The organism is Nocardioides sp. Z30_9 (assembly GCF_058215735.1).
The window spans coordinates 284642-302784 of sequence record NZ_JBZAJF010000003.1 but is presented as its reverse complement, the minus strand read 5'-3'; the positions used below and the strand labels follow the sequence as shown (position 1 = coordinate 302784).

At 71.0% G+C, this 18143-nt stretch carries 17 protein-coding genes; 10 read left to right on the top strand and 7 right to left on the bottom strand.

The window, feature by feature from the left end:
* Window positions 1-663: 663 nt before the first annotated feature.
* From AC4BGB_RS19970 to AC4BGB_RS19950, 5 genes are all read right to left on the bottom strand, one after another.
* Entirely contained in the window at window positions 664-1239 is a 576-nt protein-coding gene (locus tag AC4BGB_RS19970) for a hypothetical protein (RefSeq protein WP_490548743.1), read from the bottom strand.
* Window positions 1240-1446: 207 nt separating this feature from the next.
* Window positions 1447-2466 (bottom strand): App1 family protein phosphatidate phosphatase, encoded by a 1020-nt coding sequence (locus tag AC4BGB_RS19965; protein ID WP_490548742.1) that lies wholly within the window; start codon window positions 2464-2466, stop codon window positions 1447-1449.
* Between the two features lie 28 nt (window positions 2467-2494).
* Entirely contained in the window at window positions 2495-3583 is a 1089-nt protein-coding gene (locus AC4BGB_RS19960) for a Gfo/Idh/MocA family protein (RefSeq protein ID WP_490548741.1), read from the bottom strand.
* Window positions 3580-4605 carry an LLM class flavin-dependent oxidoreductase gene (locus tag AC4BGB_RS19955; RefSeq protein WP_490548740.1) on the bottom strand — a complete coding sequence of 342 codons (1026 nt, stop codon included), beginning with the start codon at window positions 4603-4605 and terminating at the stop codon, window positions 3580-3582. The genes AC4BGB_RS19960 and AC4BGB_RS19955 overlap by 4 nt, the downstream gene beginning before the upstream one ends.
* A 66-nt stretch (window positions 4606-4671) precedes the next feature.
* A complete protein-coding gene (locus tag AC4BGB_RS19950) occupies window positions 4672-6120 on the bottom strand; it encodes an FAD-dependent oxidoreductase (RefSeq protein ID WP_490548739.1) in 1449 nt (482 codons plus the stop codon).
* A gap of 260 nt (window positions 6121-6380) precedes the next feature.
* Here AC4BGB_RS19950 and AC4BGB_RS19945 point away from each other — a divergent pair, with 260 nt between their 5' ends.
* The 4 genes from AC4BGB_RS19945 (at window position 6381) to AC4BGB_RS19930 (ending at window position 10361) form a co-directional block, all read left to right on the top strand.
* Entirely contained in the window at window positions 6381-8726 is a 2346-nt protein-coding gene (locus tag AC4BGB_RS19945) for a xanthine dehydrogenase family protein molybdopterin-binding subunit (protein ID WP_490548738.1), read from the top strand.
* Window positions 8723-9247, top strand: coding sequence for a (2Fe-2S)-binding protein (locus tag AC4BGB_RS19940; RefSeq protein ID WP_490548737.1), 525 nt, complete (start codon window positions 8723-8725; stop codon window positions 9245-9247). The genes AC4BGB_RS19945 and AC4BGB_RS19940 overlap by 4 nt, the downstream gene beginning before the upstream one ends.
* Window positions 9244-10068 carry an FAD binding domain-containing protein gene (locus AC4BGB_RS19935; RefSeq protein WP_490548736.1) on the top strand — a complete coding sequence of 275 codons (825 nt, stop codon included), beginning with the start codon at window positions 9244-9246 and terminating at the stop codon, window positions 10066-10068. Before AC4BGB_RS19940 ends, AC4BGB_RS19935 begins: the two co-directional genes overlap by 4 nt.
* A gap of 74 nt (window positions 10069-10142) precedes the next feature.
* Window positions 10143-10361: a ferredoxin gene (locus AC4BGB_RS19930; RefSeq protein ID WP_490548735.1), complete on the top strand. Its 219-nt coding sequence runs from the start codon at window positions 10143-10145 to the stop codon at window positions 10359-10361.
* Window positions 10362-10370: 9 nt separating this feature from the next.
* On the opposite strand, the gene AC4BGB_RS19925 is transcribed toward AC4BGB_RS19930, so the two are convergent.
* Window positions 10371-11351 (bottom strand): amidohydrolase family protein, encoded by a 981-nt coding sequence (locus AC4BGB_RS19925; protein ID WP_490548734.1) that lies wholly within the window; start codon window positions 11349-11351, stop codon window positions 10371-10373.
* An 82-nt stretch (window positions 11352-11433) separates the two neighbouring features.
* Here AC4BGB_RS19925 and AC4BGB_RS19920 point away from each other — a divergent pair, with 82 nt between their 5' ends.
* The 4 genes from AC4BGB_RS19920 (at window position 11434) to AC4BGB_RS19905 (ending at window position 15708) form a co-directional block, all read left to right on the top strand.
* Window positions 11434-12663 carry a cytochrome P450 gene (locus tag AC4BGB_RS19920; protein WP_490548733.1) on the top strand — a complete coding sequence of 410 codons (1230 nt, stop codon included), beginning with the start codon at window positions 11434-11436 and terminating at the stop codon, window positions 12661-12663.
* Window positions 12663-13454: an SDR family NAD(P)-dependent oxidoreductase gene (locus AC4BGB_RS19915; RefSeq protein ID WP_490548732.1), complete on the top strand. Its 792-nt coding sequence runs from the start codon at window positions 12663-12665 to the stop codon at window positions 13452-13454. The genes AC4BGB_RS19920 and AC4BGB_RS19915 overlap by 1 nt, the downstream gene beginning before the upstream one ends.
* Window positions 13455-13512: 58 nt before the next feature.
* Window positions 13513-14274, top strand: coding sequence for an SDR family NAD(P)-dependent oxidoreductase (locus AC4BGB_RS19910; protein ID WP_490548731.1), 762 nt, complete (start codon window positions 13513-13515; stop codon window positions 14272-14274).
* Between the two features lie 75 nt (window positions 14275-14349).
* A complete protein-coding gene (locus AC4BGB_RS19905; protein ID WP_490548730.1) occupies window positions 14350-15708 on the top strand; it encodes a metal-dependent hydrolase family protein in 1359 nt (452 codons plus the stop codon).
* 57 nt (window positions 15709-15765) lie between these two features.
* Here the strand turns inward: AC4BGB_RS19905 and AC4BGB_RS19900 are convergent, their stop codons facing one another.
* Complete coding sequence (locus AC4BGB_RS19900) at window positions 15766-16464, bottom strand: ThuA domain-containing protein (RefSeq protein WP_490548729.1); 699 nt, start codon at window positions 16462-16464, stop codon at window positions 15766-15768.
* A 90-nt stretch (window positions 16465-16554) separates the two neighbouring features.
* On the opposite strand from AC4BGB_RS19900, the gene AC4BGB_RS19895 reads away from it, so the two are divergent.
* Complete coding sequence (locus AC4BGB_RS19895) at window positions 16555-17778, top strand: cytochrome P450 (RefSeq protein ID WP_490548728.1); 1224 nt, start codon at window positions 16555-16557, stop codon at window positions 17776-17778.
* Window positions 17775-18071: a Dabb family protein gene (locus AC4BGB_RS19890; RefSeq protein WP_490548727.1), complete on the top strand. Its 297-nt coding sequence runs from the start codon at window positions 17775-17777 to the stop codon at window positions 18069-18071. Before AC4BGB_RS19895 ends, AC4BGB_RS19890 begins: the two co-directional genes overlap by 4 nt.
* Window positions 18072-18143: the final 72 nt, after the last annotated feature.

The following is an 18143-nucleotide window of genomic DNA, read 5'->3' as shown; positions in this document are numbered from 1 at the left end:
CGCGCCCCAAGGTGGTCGAGCAGCGAGCGAAGCGAGCGGATAGTCGAGACCACTCCGGTGCGCCGGAAATCAGACGTACGCCGGCAGCAGGGTCCCTTGGCCACGCAACCCCAAGGTGGTCGAGCAGCGAGCGAAGCCTTGCGTCGAGCAGCGAGCGCCAGCGAGCGAACAGTCGAGACGAGCGGATAGTCGAGACCACTCCGGTGCGCCGGAAATCAGAGGTACGCCGGCAGCAGGGTCCCTTGGCCACGCAACCCCATGGTGGTCGAGCAGCGAGCGAAGCCTTGCGTCGAGAAGCGAGCGCCAGCGAGCAAACAGTCGGTTGAAGACGCACTCGACGTGGGGCTACACCACGTTGGAGCCCGGGACCTTCTTGTGGACCAGTCCGCATGGGCTTCCGTTCCTGCGGGATCACCACGGGACGGTGGATGTCACCGCGGATCGGCCGCCGCCGCAGCCAGACGCACCACCGCCCTTCTACTGACTCAGCCCCTCTGCACGGCTTGCGTCTGCCTGCTGCCTCACCTGAGTGGTCTCGACTGACCACTCGCTCCGCTCGCTGCTCGACCACCTAGTGGTTGCGCCGACGTACGCCGGCAAATCGCCCTGGGTGCCCCCTTGAACACCCGGGGACGGCGGCGGATCGGTCCACCGTGGAACCAGTCACCGACGTGGCCACAGGCGACGCAGCCGTGCCGCCCGTTCCTGCCGGCGGTCCGCTCGTCTCTGCTGCTCGGCTGCCTTGTTTTCCGCGCGTATCTCAGCCATCGGCACCCACACCCCGAGCGCAGCGGTCGCGTCCGTGAGTGTCGCAACCTCCTCGGGGCTGAGACACGCCCAGACGCCGTGGGCGCAGTCGTGGAACGTGCCGAGGTCTCCCTCATGCTTCCTGGCCCAGAGGTCCACGTTGATCGACCAGGCGGCATAGGCCCGCAACAACGCCCACTGCTCGTCGTCCTGCGGATCGACCTCGACCCCCATGCCAGGCCGTCGCTTCCGGGGGCGCTGCCGGGCCGCGAGATCGCGCAGACCTTGCTCCGCCTCCTCGACGCCTTCTGTGAGCTCGTCCGAGTAGTCCGTGAACGCGTCGACGACCACGAAGCCCAGAGCCGGACGCAGTACGTCGAGGACGGCCTGGCAGACGCGGTCGGCCTGCTCCCGCGAGAGCGGCACGTGCGGCTCGAACGAGTAGTCGATGCGCGCCTGTGGCTGGGCGGTCGAACCGGTCCCGGAAGGCATGGGGGCAACTATCGCAGCAGGGGTTCGTCGGCGCGGCGCTTGCGAGTGGTCTCGACTACCTGACTGGCGTGCCCGTCGTACGCCTGTCTGCCTACTCACCGGAGTGGTCTCGACTATCCACTCGCTTCGCTCGCTGCTCGACCACCATGTGGTGCCGCTGCTCGACCACCATGTGGTGCCGCGGCTCGACCACCTCGGGCCCCAGTCTCAGAGGAGGCCGAGCTGCTCGGCGTGGCGGCGTACGGCGTCGCTGTCGGCCGCGAGGACGAAGGGGACGTCGTGCAGCCAGTCGCCGGTGACCTTCTCGACCCGGCCGTCGCCGGGGTCGAGGCGGACCTCGCGGATGTAGACGGCGAGGATGCGGCCCGGGTAGGCGCGGACCAGGTCGGCGTACAGCTCGGGGTCCTTCTCGCCGGAGTCCCCGAGCAGGACGAACCTCAGGTCGGGATGGAGATCGAGGACCTCGTGGAGGCGACCGGTCTTCTGCTCCCGACCCTCGGCGGTGCCGAGCAGGTCGCGCAGCAGGACCGGGCCCAGCGGGAACCCGCGGTGCCGCAGGAACGCCACCAGGAACGCGTGCAGGTTCCACGGGCTGGAGGAGACATAGAAGACCGGGTTCACGCCGGCTGCCAGGTCCCGGTAGAGGTCGGCGGCTCCCGGGAACGGTGTCCGCGTCACCGCGGACCCGGTGATCGTCTGCAGGATCATCTGGCCGACGCGCTGGACGCCGGTCTCCAGGATCGTGTCGTCGATGTCGGAGAGGATCGCGAACCGCCCGGCAGGCTCCGGCACCCGGACCTCGAGGAGCGTGGTCTGCGGTCCGTCCAGACCGCGGTACTCCCCCGCGAGCTCGACCGTGCCGGTCGTCCAGGGAGAGCTGAGCCGACCCGGCTCCGGGTGGAGCCGGGCAAGGAAGTAGCCGTCGATGTCGGTGACGACCTCGGCCACCGCTCCGGCGACCGTCACCCGCAGCGGCACCCGGGGCAGCTCGTTGGTCACGAACTCACGCACCGTGCGGCGCACCGAGGCGCCCACGCCCTCACCCTCGATGGCCTCCGAGGGCGCCGGGGCGTCCAGCACCCTGCCCCGTACGACGACACCGTTGGGTCCGCCGTGCCCGATGTAGGGCTCGATCCGGAAGTACGCCGGCGGCCGCGATCCCACCCGGCGCAACCGGGCGGCGTCCCACGTGCGCTCGAGGCCGATCGCCCAGCGGCGCACGTTCATGGCGACACCGTACGTCCGTGTCGCCGGCTCAGCGCTCCACGCGCTCGGCCATACGCAACAGCTCGAGGCCCTCGGTGAAGGTCGGCAGCTCCAGGTCGGCCGCGCGCTCTCGCTGCGCGGCCACGTCCACCGGTTCCTCGGTGAGCACCCGGGCAAGGCGGCGCACCAGCCTGGCGAAGGGGTACGTCGCAGCGCCGCTGTCGACCTCGGGGACCTCGCTGGTCTCGCGCAGCACCGCCAGGTCCCGGACCTCGGGATCGTCGCGCCGCGCGCCGGAGAGCCGCACCGGGAAGTGCCCGGTGTGACCGTCCGCCTCGGCAACCAGCATCCCGTCGCTGCCGTACGCCGCCAGCCGCCAGCCGGACCCGTGCCACGCCACCCACGAGGAGTGCTGGGAGTAGACCGCGCCATCCCCCAGCCGCCCCGTGAACGCGACGCTGTCGCGGCTGGTCGCCGGGATGTCCCCGCCTGGCGCGGGCCACAGCGGTCGCCTGGTCGCGGCAGTCCCGTTCACCCCGGAGAGCGGCCCGAAGATCCACTGCACCAGGTTGACGGTGTGCAGGCCGTGGACCCGCAACGTGCTGGCGCCGTACGCCGAGTCGGCACACCACGTGGAGGACTCGACCCGTTCGGGGCGGGTGAACGTCGGGTAGAAGGCACGGACCTCGACGTTCTCGAGCGTCCCCAGCCAGCCGTCCCGGACGAGCTGGCGCAGCGTCCAGATGCCTGGCGAGAACCGGGACTGCATGTCCACGATGCCGAGCCGGCCCGCCGCCGCGGCGGCGGCGACCATCGCCTCGCCCGAGGCCACGTCCACCGCGAGGGGCGCCTCGCACAGGACGTGCTTGCCCGACTCCAGCGCCAGCACCGACATCTCGCGGTGCCGACTCGGCCGGGTGGAGACGTCGATGAGGTCCACCTCGGGGTCCGCGCACAACGCCTCGAAACCGACGTGGGCGCGCGGGATCGCGAACTGCCTGGCCACAGCATCGGCGGTGTCCCGGTGGGCGGTGGCGACGGCGACCACCTCCACGTCGGGCATCGCTCGGTACGTCGGCAGGTGCGTGGCCGCGGCGTAGCTCGCCCCGACGACGCCCACCCGGAGAGGCCGCGTCACGAGACTCCCGCGGGCGCCGCCGGCACCGTGACGTGCGGGAGCACCTCGGCCCCGAAGAGCTCCATGGCCTCGAGGACGGACTCCTGGTCCGGGCCGGTCGGGTAGCGGAAGACCATCAGGAAGTCGTCGACACCGGCCTGGTCCTGGAAGCGCTGCATCGTCGCCAGGCACTCCTCGGGCGTACCGAAGATGAACCGGTCCCGGACGAACTCCTCGAAGGAGATGTCATCGGCCGACTCCACGCCGGGCAGGTCGGTGATGGCGCCGTACTCGAAGAGGGTGCGGGCCATGGACAGCGCGGTGGTCCCGAACTTGTCCATGGCGTGCTCCAGGTCACGGGTGGGCCAGCAGAATCGGATGGAGGTGATGTGCGGCTTCCGGCCGGCCTCTTCAGCGGCAGCACGATAGGCCGCCGACATCTCGGTCATGGTGCTCAGCGACATCATCGCATTGGTGATCCAGCCGTCACCGAGCCTGCCCGCACGGCGCAGACCACCGGGGCTCCAGGCGGCGAGGTGCAGCGGGACACCGCCCTGCTGCAGCGGGGGTGGGATCACCGAGACGTCGTCGAAGTCATAGATCTGGTCGCTGAAGGAGAACCGCTCGCGACTGTGGGCCTCCCGAACGATCCTGACCGTCTCGTCGAATCGCTGGGCGCGGTCCTCCCACGAGACCCCGAGGGTCTTGTAGTCGACGTCCATGTAGCCGGCGCCCAGCCCGATCCACGCACGTCCGTTCGAGAGCTGGTCGAGGGTCGCGATGTCCTGCGCGAGCTCGATCGGGTTGTACAGCGGGGCGATCGCGATCGCCGTACCGACCTTGACCCGCTGGGTGCGGGCCGCGATCGCGTAGGACAACGGGATCGGAGAGCCGAAGTACTCGTCGGAGTACTTGTGCTCGGTGGTCAGTGCGAACTCGAAGCCGAGGCGGTCAGCCGTCTCGGCCTGCTCCAGGATCTCTGCCAAGACCTGATGGGGTTCTCCGGTCGTCATTCCCTGGGTGAAGAGGACACCTACAGACACTTCGTTGCTCCGCTCGTGGTGATGGTGGGTGAGTGGGTGGGGCTTGTCCCGAGAGGAACAGTGGGGTCAGAGACGGACGAGGGCCATCACCGTGTCGAGGTTGCTGGGAGCGCTGAGGCCGAAGGCGGTGGCACGGGGCCGGGCGTCGCTCGCTCCCCGCGCCGCGGCCAGGCCGGCGAGCCTGCCGAGGGTGAAGCCGCCGCTGATGTGGATGCCACCGAGGTCGGAGGCGGGGTTGAGACCACCGACGCAGTCACCGGCCGCGTAGAGGCCCGGGATCGGCTGACCGAACACGTCGATCACCTGGAGGTCCTGGGTGACTCGGAAGCCCCCACAGCTGAAGTTCACGCCGATCACCATCGGCACGGCGGTGAACGGTCCGGTGGAGATGTCGCGGCGCCCGGGGGGCAGCACCACGCGACCGAAGGCCGGGTCGCGCGGTTCCCCGGTCGCCAGGAAGGCGTTCCACCGCGCGACGGTCTCGGCGAGGGCCGGTGGCGGCACCCCGATCGCCTCGGCCAGCTCGGCGAGCGTCTGCCGGGTGATCGCAGGCTGGGGCATCTGGGCGATCAGCGTCGACTTCTCGGTCGCGACCACCTCGTCGAAGACGTAGTGGGCCCGGCGGCCCGGCGCCTCGACCAGTCGCTCGACCCGGTCGTCGTACGGGCCGGCCTCGTCGTGGAACCGGTTGCCGGAGCTGTCCACGGCGATGGCGTCCTCGACCAGCGAGGAGGAGACGATCACCAACGGCGGCACGAACGTCATGTTCACCAGGTCGGCACCGGCCGACTGGCCCAGCAGATGGCCGTCACCGCGCGCGGTGTCGATGCCAAGGTAGGGGCCCTCCGCGAGGAACCCCGGCTGGTACCGGCGGCGCAGCTCGGGGTTCGCCTGGTAGCCGCCGGCGGCGAGCACGACGCCTCGCGAAGCGTGCACAGTCGTCTCGGCCCCGTCCGCGGCGCGGACCACGACGCCGCCGACCCGACCGTCCTCGACGAGCAGGCGCACTGCCTGGCTGCCGAACATCGTGGTCACGTGTGGCAGCTCGAAGTCGCGCTGAAAGGCGCGCTGGTAGGCCCAGGTGTCCTCGGTGGCCAGCATGCGGTCCACCGAGTGCTGGGCAGGACGCGGGATGAACCTGCTGAACCGGACCCCTCGCTCGGTGAGGATCCGGTAGGTCTCGGCGCTCTCGCGGGCGAACAGCCTCGCCAGCTCCTCGTCCCAGACGATGCCGAAGTCGTTCTCGGCATCGGCGACCATCCGCCGTGCGTCCTCGAGGAAGACCTCCTCGCTGTCCTCGATCCCCGCCTCCGCCTGGGCCTGCGAGCCCACGAAGGCCAGGTAGCCGGTCGACCACACGGCGTTGCCGCCGATGTGCTCACGCGCCTCGACCGCGACCACGTCGACCTGCTCGCTCGCAGCCGCAGCGACCGCGGCCATCCCGGCCGGTCCGGCGCCGATCACCACCACGTCCGTGGTCAGGGACCGGTCTGTGTCGTCTGGCTCGGGCGTCACCAGTGCTCCTCGTTCTCGTCGGCCGGTCACGAGCAGACTTGCTCGGATCTGATTAGGCGTCAAGGTTCTAACCACTGTTGGTTCACCGTGTCGACCTGCCCGCCCCTGAGGTCGCTTCCCGGCGATGTGGGCGCGCCTGCACCTGTGATGCACCTAACAGCAAACCCTTGTATCGGCGCACGTGCTGGGCCAGACTGTCGCCGAACGAGCGTCGGAGTGCTGCTAACGACTAACCCCCGCGACGCCGGAAGGGACACACCATGACGGCGTTGATCGGCACCTCGGTACTGCGCAAGGAGGACCCGGCCCTGCTCACCGGACGGGGCCAGTTCGTCGACGACGTCCGGCTCGCCGGGACCGTGGTGATGGCGTACGTGCGCAGCCCCGTGGCGCACGGGCGGATCGAGCAGGTCGACACCAGCGAGGCACGGGCGCTGCCCGGCGTGCTGGGCGTGTGGACCGCCGAGGACCTGCCCGGCCTCCCGTTCACCAGGTCCGTCCCGGGCATGGAGCGTCCGTGCCTGGCCCAGGGCACCGTGCGGTTCGTCGGGGAGCCGGTCGCTGTCGTGGTGGCGACCGACCGCTACGTCGCGGCCGATGCCGTCGAGCTGGTCAGCGTCGACTACGCGGAGCTCCCGGTGCTCAGCACCATCGATGCCGCGATGGCCGAGGGAGCCGCCCCGATCGTGCCGAACATGGCGAGCAACGTGGTGATGGAGGTCCCGCTCACCGAGGACGACGCCCAGGCCGAGCTCGACGCCGCTCCCCGACGTTCGTCGCTGCGCATCCACAACCAGCGCGTGGCCCCGGTGCCGGTAGAGCCGATCGGCTGCGTGGCGGAGTGGAGCGGCGACCGGCTCACCCTCTGGGCGACGGTGCAGGCACCGCACCCCATCCGCAACGAGCTGTGCACGATGTTCGGGCTCGCCCAGCACCAGGTGCGGGTGGTGGCACCCGACGTCGGCGGGGCGTTCGGGTCCAAGGCCAGCTTCTACCCCGAGTACATCCTCACCGTGGAGCTGTCCCGACGCCTGGGGCGTCCGGTGAAGTACGTCGAGACCCGCAGCGAGAGCCTGGTCGCGATGACCCACGGCCGCGCCCAGGTGCAGGACCTCGACGTCGGGTACGACGACGACGGGAAGCTGCTCGCGATGCAGCTCAAGATCATCCAGGACTGCGGCGCCTGGCCCGACGTCACCGGCAGCGGCCTGCCCACGCTGACGATCTTCATGTCCCAGGGGTGCTACAAGATCCCCAAGATCGGTGCCTCGTTCCGCAGCGTCACCACGAACACGACGCCGGTGGCCGCCTACCGCGGTGCCGGGCGGCCGGAGGCGGCGTACCTGATCGAGCGGCTGATGGACGTGATCGCCTTCGACCTCGGCATCGACCCCGCAGAGGTGCGCCGGCGCAACTTCATCCAGCCCGAGGAGATGCCCTACGCCGCGCAGTTCCCGGTCGTCGTCTATGACGAGAGCGACTACCCCAAGCTGCACTCGATGCTCCTCGAGGCCCTCGACTACGAGGGGCTGCGTCGTGAGCAGGAGGAACGGCGCGCGACCCCGGGCGCCCGACTCCTCGGCGTCGGCACGTCGGTGTTCGTGGAGATGGCCGGCTTCGGCCCCTCGGCGTTCTTCGAGGCCTTCGGGTACGTCGGCGGCTGGGAGTCCGCCACCGCCCAGATGAGCCCGGACGGGTCCCTGACCCTCTCCATCGGCACCAGCCCGCACGGCCAGGGCCACGAGACGGTGATGGCCCAGATCGCCGTGGACGCACTCGGTGGGGCGGTCCCGTTCGAGTCGGTGAACGTGGTCCACGGCGACACCGGCCGGGTCCAGGAGGGCATCGGCACCATGGGCAGCCGCGCGATGCCGGTCGCCGCCCCGGCGGTGAAGATGGCCACCGCCCGGCTCGCAGACCGGCTCCGCGAGGTCGCCGCGCACCTGCTCGAGGCCTCGGTGGAGGACATCGAGATGCGACCGGGCGCCTTGGGGGTCCGCGGTGCGCCCGACTCCACGATCAGCCTCGCGGAGGTCGCGCTGAGCGCCTACAAGCCGCACCGGCTGCCCGAGGACAGCCCGGTGGGCCTGGAGTTCACCAGCTATCACGAGCCCAAGAACCTCAGCTACCCCAGCGGTGCGCACGGGTGCGTGGTCGAGATCGACCAGGACACCGGCGAGGTCGAGGTGGTCAGGTACGTCGCGATCGACGACTGCGGCGTGGTGATCAACCCGCTGCTCGCCCGGGGGCAGGTCCACGGCGGCGTCGTCCAGGGCATCGCCCAGGCGCTGCTCGAGGAAGTGCGGTACGGCGAGAACGGCCAGCCGCTGACCTCCACGCTGGTGGACTACATGGTCCCGACGGCTCCCGACATGCCGTCCATCGAGACCTCGCACCTCGAGATCCCGACCTCGTTCAACGCTCTGGGCGCCAAGGGGCTCGGCGAGGCCGGCGCCACGGCCGCACCGCAGGCAGTGGTGAACGCGGTGCTGGACGCACTGGCGCCGTACGCCGTGCGCACCCTGGACATGCCACTGACCTCCCAGAAGGTGTGGCGCACGATCCAGGCCGCCCGCAACGAATCGCAGGAGAAGGAGCGCGCATGAACGACACGGTGAACCTGACGGTGAACGGACTGCCCGTCCAGGTGAGCGTGGAGCCGCGGCTGCTGCTCGTGCACCTGTTGCGCGAGCAGCTCGGGCTGACCGGGACCCACGTCGGCTGCGACACCTCGAACTGCGGCGCCTGCACGGTGCTGCTCGACGGCGAGGCGGTCAAGTCCTGCACCGTGCTCGCGGTCTCGGCGGCCCAGTCCTCGGTCGTCACGGTCGAGGGCCTCGCCCACGAGGGCGAGCTCAGCCCGGTCCAGGAGGGCTTCCGGCAGTGCCACGGGCTGCAGTGCGGCTACTGCACGCCCGGCATGCTGATGGCCTCCACGAGCCTGCTCCTCGACGAGCCCGACCCCAGCGCGGAGACGATCCGGTCGGGACTCGAGGGCAACCTGTGCCGGTGCACCGGCTACGAGATGATCGTGGAGTCGGTGCAGTGGGCGGCTGCCAACGGAGGCCCGGGGCCGGTCGCCCGTCGTGAACGCGACGCGTCCGCCGACGAGGCGGTGGCGCGATGATCCCGGCGCGGTTCGACTACGTGCGGGCCGACTCCGTGGAGGGGGCGAGCAAGCTGCTCGTCGAGCACGGCGAGGAGGCAAAGCTGCTCGCCGGCGGCCACTCGCTGCTGCCGCTGATGAAGCTGCGGCTGGCGAACCCCTCCGTGCTGGTCGACATCCGGCAGCTCCCCGAGCTCGGCGGGATCGAGGAGTCCGGCGACGGCCTGCGGATCGGTGCCGGCGTACGCCACCGCGACCTCGAGCGCAGCCCGCTGGTCCAGCGGCTGGCGCCACTGCTGTCCAGGGCAGCGGCCACCGTGGGCGACCCCCAGGTGCGCAGCCGCGGCACGATCGGAGGGTCGCTGGCACACGCGGACCCCGCCGCCGACCTGCCGGCCACGCTGCTGGCCCTCGACGCCGTCGTGGTCGTCACCGGGCCCGCCGGAAGCCGCGAGGTCTCCGCTGCCGACTTCTTCGTCGACTTCTGGGAGACCGCCCTGGCCCCCGACGAGATCCTGCTCGAGGTCAGGGTGCCCAGCACCGAGGGGCTCCCCTGCGACTTCCAGAAGTTCCGTCGCCGCAGCCAGGACTGGGCGATCGTGGGAGTGGCCGCCGTGGGCGGCGACGCGCCCCGGATCGGGCTGGTGAACATGGCGGCCGTGCCCTGCCGGGCCACCGCGGTGGAGCAGGCGCTGCGTGACGGAGCGTCGCACCACGAGGCGGCCCAGCTGGCCGCCGAGGGGACCGCGCCGACCAGCGACCTGGCCGCCGAGGCCGACTACCGCAGGCACCTGAGCAGGGTGCTCGTGGAGCGCTCGCTCACCGCCATGGCCGCCGGCTGAGCCGTACGCCGAGAGCGACGACCGGCGCGCGCGGAGGATCAAGGACCGCGGAGGATCGAAGGAGAGGACGACCGATGGCCTACACCGTGCACCTGGACCAGGACCTGTGCATCAGCTCGGGCAAGTGCGTCGCGGACGCCCCTGCCGTCTTCGGCTTCGACGACGACGACATCGCCGAGGTGCTCTCGGACCCGGCGCCGATCCCGGACCCCCGGCTCCTGGAGATCGCGCGCAACTGCCCGTCCGGGGCGATCACCCTGCGCGACGGCGCCCGCGAGGTCCCCACCTGGTGAGTCCGGCACTCACAGTCGCAGCAGCCGGGTGGCATTGCGGGAGAGCGTGTCACTGAGCGCGGGCTCGGGGGCGGCGCCGCCGTCCCAGCCGGCGAAGTTGGTGCCGTAGACGAGGCGCTCCGACCCCACGGCGTCGATCAGGCAGTCCAGGGCACGGTCGCTGTGCACGTGGGTGTCGAACCAGATCCTTCGCAGGTGGTCCTCGAACCCGCCGTCCTGCAGGTGCGGTCCGGCCCACGCGCGTCGCTGGGTCGCGCTCTCGAACCGGCCCGCGAGCAGCGCGGTGGCTCCCCCACCGTGCGAGACGCACACGTCGAGACCGGGGTGCCGTTCGAGCACCCCTCCGAAGACCAGCGCGGCCACGGCCAGGGTCTCGTCGTAGGCGAAGCCCAGCAGCAGGTCGAGGTCGAAGCGGCGCAGCCGCGGATCGGCTGGTGGCCCGTCCGGGCCGAGCGGCGAGGGGTGCACGAACAGCGGCGCGTCGAGGTCCACGACGGCCTCGTAGAAGGGGTCCATCTCGGGATCGTCCAGGGTCCGGCCGGGATCGGTGTCGACGTAGGCCGCGACCAGGCCCAGGTCGCGGACCGCTCGCTCCAGCTCCGCAGCAGACGCTGCCAGGTCCTGGGTCGGCAGCTGGGCCGCGCCGAGGAGGCGTCCCGGGTGCCGCGCGACCACGGCCGCCAGGGCGTCGTTGTGGCGGCGGCAGTAGTCCGTGGCGGTGACCGGGTCCAAGTCGCCGAAGTAGGTCAGCGGGTTGGGCGAGAGCAGCTGCACGTCGATCCCGGCAGCGTCCATCTGCGCGATCCGCAGGTCGGGATCCATGAACGGGCTGTTGCGGTAGCGCACGCCCTCGAGCACGTAGCCACCGACGCGGAACCAGGGCCGCTCCGGGTCCGGGCTGAGCTCGGGGCCGTCCGCCCCCGCAGCACCCAGGGACTCCTCGAGCACCGCGTGGGCGTGCACGTCGATGACCGGCAGCGAAGGTTCCATCTGCGGGACCATACGGGTGGACAGTCCCCCGCGGAAGACCTATCGTCGTTAGGAACTACACGCCGCTTGTTCGGAGGCCCTGTTGACGGTCGACCACTGTCCCGTCGCGGGCACCCCCACCGACCTGACCGGCTACCACGAGGTGTGGGACGCCTTCCGACAGCGCGAGCTGCGCCAGGCGCTGTACGACGCCGGCGGCGTGGTGATGGCCGACTGCCTGCTCGACCTGCACGGGTCCGCGCACCAGGCCCGTCGGCGCCTGGAGAACCGGCTGTTCCGGCGGGGCACGTTCCGCTGGTGGGAGGCCGAGGTGGTGCCCGGCCTGATCGAGGAGGCGATGGCGCCGTACGTCGCCGCCGGCCGCGGCGACCTGATCGAGCTCGGCTACCGGATCACGATGAACCTCACCGCGCAGGTGGCCGGGGTCGACCGCCCCCTGGGCACCGCGGAGGAGACCGAGGCCCTGCTGGGGTTCACGGTCAAGTTCAGCGAGGGCGCCGTCCTCGTCCACTCCACGCGCGACCACGACGAGGTCAACGCCGAGGTGGCCGAGGTCCTGGAGCACTTCAGCGAGGTCTTCCTGGCACCCTCGATCACCCGTCGGCAGGCACTCCTGGCGCAGCTCGAGAACGGAGAGATCGAGGAGGCGGACCTGCCGCGCGACGTGCTCACCGCGCTGCTGCGCAACGTCGACGCCCTGGAGCTGACCCCCGAGGTGATCCGTCGCGAGGTCGTGTTCTACCTCCAGGCCGGCTCGCACAGCACCGCCAACGCGTTCGCGCACTCCGTCGACGAGATCTTCACCTGGTGCGAGGAGCACCCCGACGAGCTCGACCGGCTCGACGACGACGTCTTCCTGCAGCGCTGCGTCCACGAGGCGTTCCGGATGCACCCCGCCAGCCCCGTCGCGTGGCGGCGGGCGCTGACCGACATCACCCTGCGCGACGGTCGCGTGATCCCGGCCGGAGCCTCGGTCAACATGGACCTGCGCGCCGCCAACCGGGACTCCGAGGTCTTCGGCGCGAACGCAGCAAAGTTCGACCCCGACCGGGTGGTGCCTGACGGGGTGCAGCCCTGGGGGCACACCTTCGGTGGGGGCATGCACGCCTGCATCGGCATGGAGCTCGACGGCGGCACCGTCCCGCGCCCCGAGGCGAGCGCCGATCACGTGCTCGGCACCGTCCCCCTGATGGTCAGGGCGCTGCTGGACAACAACGCTCGCCGCGATCCCCAGCATCCGCCGACCCGCGACCCGAACACCGAGCGCGAGCACTTCGGCACCTACCCCGTCCTCCTCGGGTCGGCGCAGTGATGCCGGCCGACACGGGTCCCGGGACGACCTGGGCCGTGGTGACCGGGGCCGCGAGCGGCATCGGCGCGGTGGTCGCGGAGCACGCGGCCAAGGCGGGGTACCGCGTCGCGGCATGGGACATCGACGGCGCCGGGCTGGACGCCCTGACCACCCGCGTCGAGGGGGTGCAGGGAACGGTCGTCGACGTCACCGACGAGGCCGCCGTGGCCGAGGCCCTGGCTGCGCTTCCCGAGGTCCCTGCCCTGGTGGTGAACAACGCCGGGATGGTGCGCTTCGGCCCGCTGCTCGACCTCAGCGTGGCCGACTGGGAGGCGGCGCTGCACCTCAACCTCACCGGAACCTTCGTCGTCGCCCGCTCCGCGGCGCGTCTGATGGCCCGTGCCGGCGGTGGCTGCATCGTCAACCTGGCCTCGATCAACGGGGTCGCCGCGGCCATCAACGCCGGCTCCTACACCTCCAGCAAGGCTGCGGTGATCCGGCTGACCGAGCAGATGGCGCTGGAGTGGGCCGAGCACGGAATCCGGGTGAACACGGTCTCCCCCGGCCTGATCGACGCCGGCATGTCGGAGCCGATCTACGCCGATCCCGTCACCCGTGCCCAGCGCACCTCCCACGTCCCCCTGGGCCGCCTCGGCTCCGCCGAGGACATCGCCGGGGCCGTGTTGTTCCTGGGCTCGGACCAGGCGTCGTACGTCTCAGGACAGAACCTCGTCGTCGACGGCGGCATCACCAAGGCGACCCTGGCCGGGCTCGCCCGGCCCAGGAGCGTCGACTCCCCCGGGCAGGACTGAGGGCCCCGGCCCTCACCGCCCTCACACTCGCGAGCGAACTCGGACTAGGAGAGACACAGTGCGCCCAGTGGACGGGATCTCGGTGGTCGTCACCGGCGGCGGATCAGGGATCGGCGAGGGAGTGGCACGCCACTTCGTCGGGCTCGGCGCCAGGGTCACCATCGCGGGCCGCCGCAGCGAGAAGGTCGCCGCCGTGGCGGAGTCGCTCGGACCCACGTGCCTGGCAGTGCAGGCCGACGTGACCGTCGCGACCGACCGCGCCCAGCTCGTCGACGCCGCCGTGGAGCACGGCGGCGGGATCGACGCCCTCGTCAACGCTGCCGGCAACATGTACCGCGGCCCGGTGGAGTCCCTCGACGAGTCGGAGATGCTCGCGCTCTTCCACGCCAACGTGGTCGGCCCCGTGCAGCTGCTGCGCGACGCCCTCCCCCACCTGCGCCGCAGCCGTGGCGCCGTGGTGTTCTTCGGGTCGGTGCACACCCAGCGGGCGTTCCCCGGGGCCTCGCCGTACGCCGCCACGAAGGGCGCGCTGGAGACCCTCACCGGAGTGCTGGCGGCCGAGCTCGGCCCTGACCAGGTGCGGGTGAGCTGCGTACGGCCGGGAGCCGTGTTCACCGAGCTGAACCAGCGCGCGGGGCTCGGCGACTCGACCCAGGCCGAGGAACGGCTCAAGGGGCTCGCCTCCGCCCACGCCCTGGGCCGGATCGGCACGGTGGAGGAGATGGCCGAGGCCGTCGAGTACCTCGTCCGCGCCGAGTGGGCGACCGGCAACGTGCTCACCGTCGACGGCGGCCTGGGACTGGGAGTGACCCATGCCTGAGCCCACCTGCCGGGAGCCCGCCCGGCCCGTGCACCTCCCGGAACCGACTGCCCACGACGTAGCGAGGAGAGACTGATGAGCGATCTTCTGATCCGAGGCGGGACCCTGATCGACGGCACCGGCGCCGTACCGGAGCCCAACCTCGGCCTGCTGATCTCCGGGGACCGGATCGTGGCGATGGGCCAGGCTGCGCTGGACGCCGTGGCCGAGCGCACCGACGTCGTGGAGGTCGACGCGACCGGGAAGACCGTGATGCCCGGCCTGATCGACGCGCACACCCACCTCAGCTTCGGAGAGCCCACCGGCAACGACGAGCTGTTCTTCCACCGCACCGAGGCCTACAGCTCGATGCTCTCGGCCTACAACGCACGCAAGGTGCTGCGTGCCGGGGTCACCGGCGTCCTGGACGCCGACTGCCTGTGGAACATCGGCGTCGAGCTGCGCGACGCGATCGAGGCCGGGATCGTCGAGGGTCCCCGGATGACCTCGGGCGGCAACGCGCTGATGACGTCGGTGGGAGGCACAGCCGGCCGGCTGATCAAGGACGAGGGGCGCACGGCGTACGCGACCGTCGTACCGAACCGCAGCGTGATGGTCAGCGAGATCCGCCGCCAGATCAAGTACGGCGTGGACTGGATCAAGGTGCACGTCACCGGCGTGATCCCGTCGCAGAAGGGGCCCGAGGTCAAGGTCTGGACCCAGGACGAGATCCGCACCGTCTGCGACACCGCGCACGAGCTGAACACCCTCGTGGTCGGCCACTGCCGCAACTCCAGCAGCACCAAGGAGTCGGCGCTGGCCGGGATGGACCTGATCTACCACGCCTCCTACATGGACGACGACGCCCTCGAGGCCGTGATCGAGAACGGCTCGGCGCTGTGCCCGACGTTCACCCTGCTGGGCAACCTGGCCGACTACGGCTCGAAGATCGGCACTGCCCCCGAGCTGCTCGACATGTTCCGCGCCGAGATCGAGTCGACCGGCCAGATGATCCACAAGGCCCACCAGGAGGGCGTGAAGATCCTGGCGGGGTCCGAGACCGGCTTCGCCGTCACCCCGGTCGGAGAGTGGCACGCCCGCGAGCTCGAGCTCCTCGTCGAGTACGCCGGGCTCTCCCCGATGGAGGCCATCGTCGCCGCCACCGGCAACGGCGGCATGGCGATGCGGCGCGAGGGCGAGGTCGGCACGCTGCAGGAGGGCTGGCTCGCCGACGTGCTGGTCTTCGACGGGGACCCGCTGGGCAACATCAAGCTGCTCAACGACAAGACGCGGTTCCACGAGGTGATCAGCCGGGGCAAGCGGATCGACCTGGTCACGCCGATCCCCGAGCGCAAGATCCACCCCTCCGAGCAGGTGCGGTTCCTGGCCGCCTGCCCGCTCACGCAGACGCTCGCCCTGACCGAGGACGACATGGTGGCGCTGTCCCAGATGTGAGGGGACGGACACCCGAATCGGCGCTAGCTGCCTAGCCACTCGACCTCGCGTAGCGGTTCAGCCGGGCAGCTCCAGGCCCCCGGCCCACCTGGCCAGCCTGCGGACCAGCTCGCGGTGCGCGGGCGGGTCGAACGAGGGCAGGTGGTGCCCGAGCGCGTCGTGGGCGACCCGTCCCCCGGCGTACTCCCGGACCCAGGCCAGCGGCTGCTCGCGTCCCTGGCTCGGCGTGGTCAGCAGCGGCCGGACGTCGTCGGCCAGGCGCAGCTCGCTGTAGGCCTCGTCGTCGGTCTCGAAGTCGTCGAGGCCGTGCGTCAACGGGTGCGCGCAGACCCGCACCGAGATCGGCCCCACCGGCGGGTGGGAGGACCTGTCCCAGTCCCAGGCGGCTCCGAGCAGGGCCTCCCAGTCGGCCCAGTCATCGAAGCAGATGCTCGCCGTGTGCATCGCCAGGATCCCGCGGCCCTGCTCGAGGTGGGCGAGGACCCCGGCACGCATCGGGCCCGAGGGGCTGAACCCGCGTGCCGCGGCCTGCGCGGCGTAACGCTCCGGGACCCGCATCGTCCATCTCAAGGTGTTGAACACGAGCAGGTCCGCCGAGGGCATCCAGCGGACGAAGTCGGCGTCAGTCTCCGTCACGACGGTGCGCCACCCGTCGTCGGCGAGCACCGTGAACAGCCGGGCGCTGGTGGCCTCGAAGTCGTGGGTGACCCCGCCGGAGAAGAACACGGCGAGCGGCGCCGAGCGGGCTTCGGACATGGCGCACGGACCCCCAGGTGCTTGACGTGTGTGTACTAACGACTACATGCTGTGGGAGCTGTGCGCAAGCACCCGAGGGGAGAAGCCGACATGACCCAGGACGCGATGGTCGAAGAGGTGTTCACGGTGGAGACCTTCGAGGAGGCCAAGGAGGCCTACCGGGCCAAGGACCTGCGCCAGTCGCTCTACGACGAGGGCGAGGTCGTGATGGCCGACGTGCTCGTGAACCTCCACGGGGCCGAGCACCGGGGCCGGCGACGCATCGAAAACCAGATGTTCCGCCGCGACACCTTCGAGCACTACGAACGCGAGCTGTTCCCCGCCGTCATCGCGGACACCCTCGCGCCGTACGTCGCCGACGGGCACGTCGACCTCGTGCACCTCGGCCACGAGCTGATGCTCAACCTGGCGGCGGTCACCGCGGGCGTGGACCGGCCGCTCGGCACCACGACCGAGACCCAGCGCCTCTACGACTACCTGATGGTCTTCATCTCGGGGGCCACGCTGGCGCACTTCACCGGCGACAAGGTCGAGCAGCGCGCCTGCGTCCACCAGAGCCTCCTGGACTGGGACGCGGAGTTCCTGAGCCCGTCCGTACGCCGCCGCGAGGACCTGCTCGCGCAGCTCGAGGCCGGCGAGGTCGACGAGGCGGACCTGCCGCGCGACGTGCTCACCGTGCTGCTGCGCAACCGGGAGAGCCTGGAGCTGACCGACGAGGTGATCCGCCGGGAGGTGGCGTTCTACCTGCTGGCCGGCGCGCACACCAGCGCGACCGCCTTCGTCCGCTCGATCGACCACATCCTGGGCTGGCTCGAGACGCACCCCGAGGACCGGCCGCTGCTCGCCGACCGCCTGTTCATCCAGCGCTGCATCCACGAGACCGTGCGGCTGAACCCGTCCAGCCCGATCGGCAAGCGGCGGGCCCTGGCACCGGTGCGGTTCAAGTCGGGGATGGAGGTGCCGGCCGGGGCGACCCTGGTGATCGACCTGATGAAGGTCAACCGGGACCCTGCCGTCTTCGGGCCGAACGCCGGCGACTTCGACCCGCACCGCACTCTCCCCCACGGCGTGGCCCCGTTCGGGCTCTCCTTCGCCGCCGGGATGCACGTGTGCATCGGCCAGGACCTCGCCGCAGGTGTGGTGGGGTCAGCGGACCCCGAGGCCCACCTCTACGGCCTCGTGACCGGGGCGGTGCAGCAGATGTTCGATGCCGGCGTCGTCCGCGACCCGGAGCGTGCGGCCCAGCGCGACGCGAACACCGCGAGGCCCTACTGGGGCACCTACCCGGCGATCTTCGCGGAGGACACCCGATGAGCTTCAGGCACGTGGTGATGTTCCGGTGGACGACCGAGTCGACCACCGAGCAGCGGGCCTCCGCGATCGAGGCGCTGCGCAGGTTCGGCGAGGAGATCTCCGACCTCGGCCGGCTCGTCGTGGGAGAGGACGCCGGGCTCGCCCAGGGCAACGCGGACGCCGTCGTGACCGTGGACTTCTCGGGTCCCTCCGGCTACACCGTCTACGCGACCGACCCGCGGCACCTGCGCCTGCTCGACGAGCACATCCGCCCGATCCTGCGGGATCGCTGGGCCGTCCAGCACGAGCTGTGACCGGGTCTCGGTGATCGGCAAGTTGCGTTCTCGCCGGGTCCCCCGTGGGAGACTGGGACCCAAGCGACGACC

Coding starts and splice junctions, on each gene's coding strand:
- AC4BGB_RS19970 (WP_490548743.1), bottom strand. CDS start 1,239: ATGCCTTCCGGGACCGGTTCGACCGCCCAGCCACAGGCGCGCATCGAC.
- AC4BGB_RS19965 (WP_490548742.1), bottom strand. CDS start 2,466: ATGAACGTGCGCCGCTGGGCGATCGGCCTCGAGCGCACGTGGGACGCC.
- AC4BGB_RS19945 (WP_490548738.1), top strand. CDS start 6,381: ATGACGGCGTTGATCGGCACCTCGGTACTGCGCAAGGAGGACCCGGCC.
- AC4BGB_RS19940 (WP_490548737.1), top strand. CDS start 8,723: ATGAACGACACGGTGAACCTGACGGTGAACGGACTGCCCGTCCAGGTG.
- AC4BGB_RS19935 (WP_490548736.1), top strand. CDS start 9,244: ATGATCCCGGCGCGGTTCGACTACGTGCGGGCCGACTCCGTGGAGGGG.
- AC4BGB_RS19930 (WP_490548735.1), top strand. CDS start 10,143: ATGGCCTACACCGTGCACCTGGACCAGGACCTGTGCATCAGCTCGGGC.
- AC4BGB_RS19925 (WP_490548734.1), bottom strand. CDS start 11,351: ATGGAACCTTCGCTGCCGGTCATCGACGTGCACGCCCACGCGGTGCTC.
- AC4BGB_RS19915 (WP_490548732.1), top strand. CDS start 12,663: ATGCCGGCCGACACGGGTCCCGGGACGACCTGGGCCGTGGTGACCGGG.
- AC4BGB_RS19905 (WP_490548730.1), top strand. CDS start 14,350: ATGAGCGATCTTCTGATCCGAGGCGGGACCCTGATCGACGGCACCGGC.
- AC4BGB_RS19900 (WP_490548729.1), bottom strand. CDS start 16,464: ATGTCCGAAGCCCGCTCGGCGCCGCTCGCCGTGTTCTTCTCCGGCGGG.
- AC4BGB_RS19895 (WP_490548728.1), top strand. CDS start 16,555: ATGACCCAGGACGCGATGGTCGAAGAGGTGTTCACGGTGGAGACCTTC.
- AC4BGB_RS19890 (WP_490548727.1), top strand. CDS start 17,775: ATGAGCTTCAGGCACGTGGTGATGTTCCGGTGGACGACCGAGTCGACC.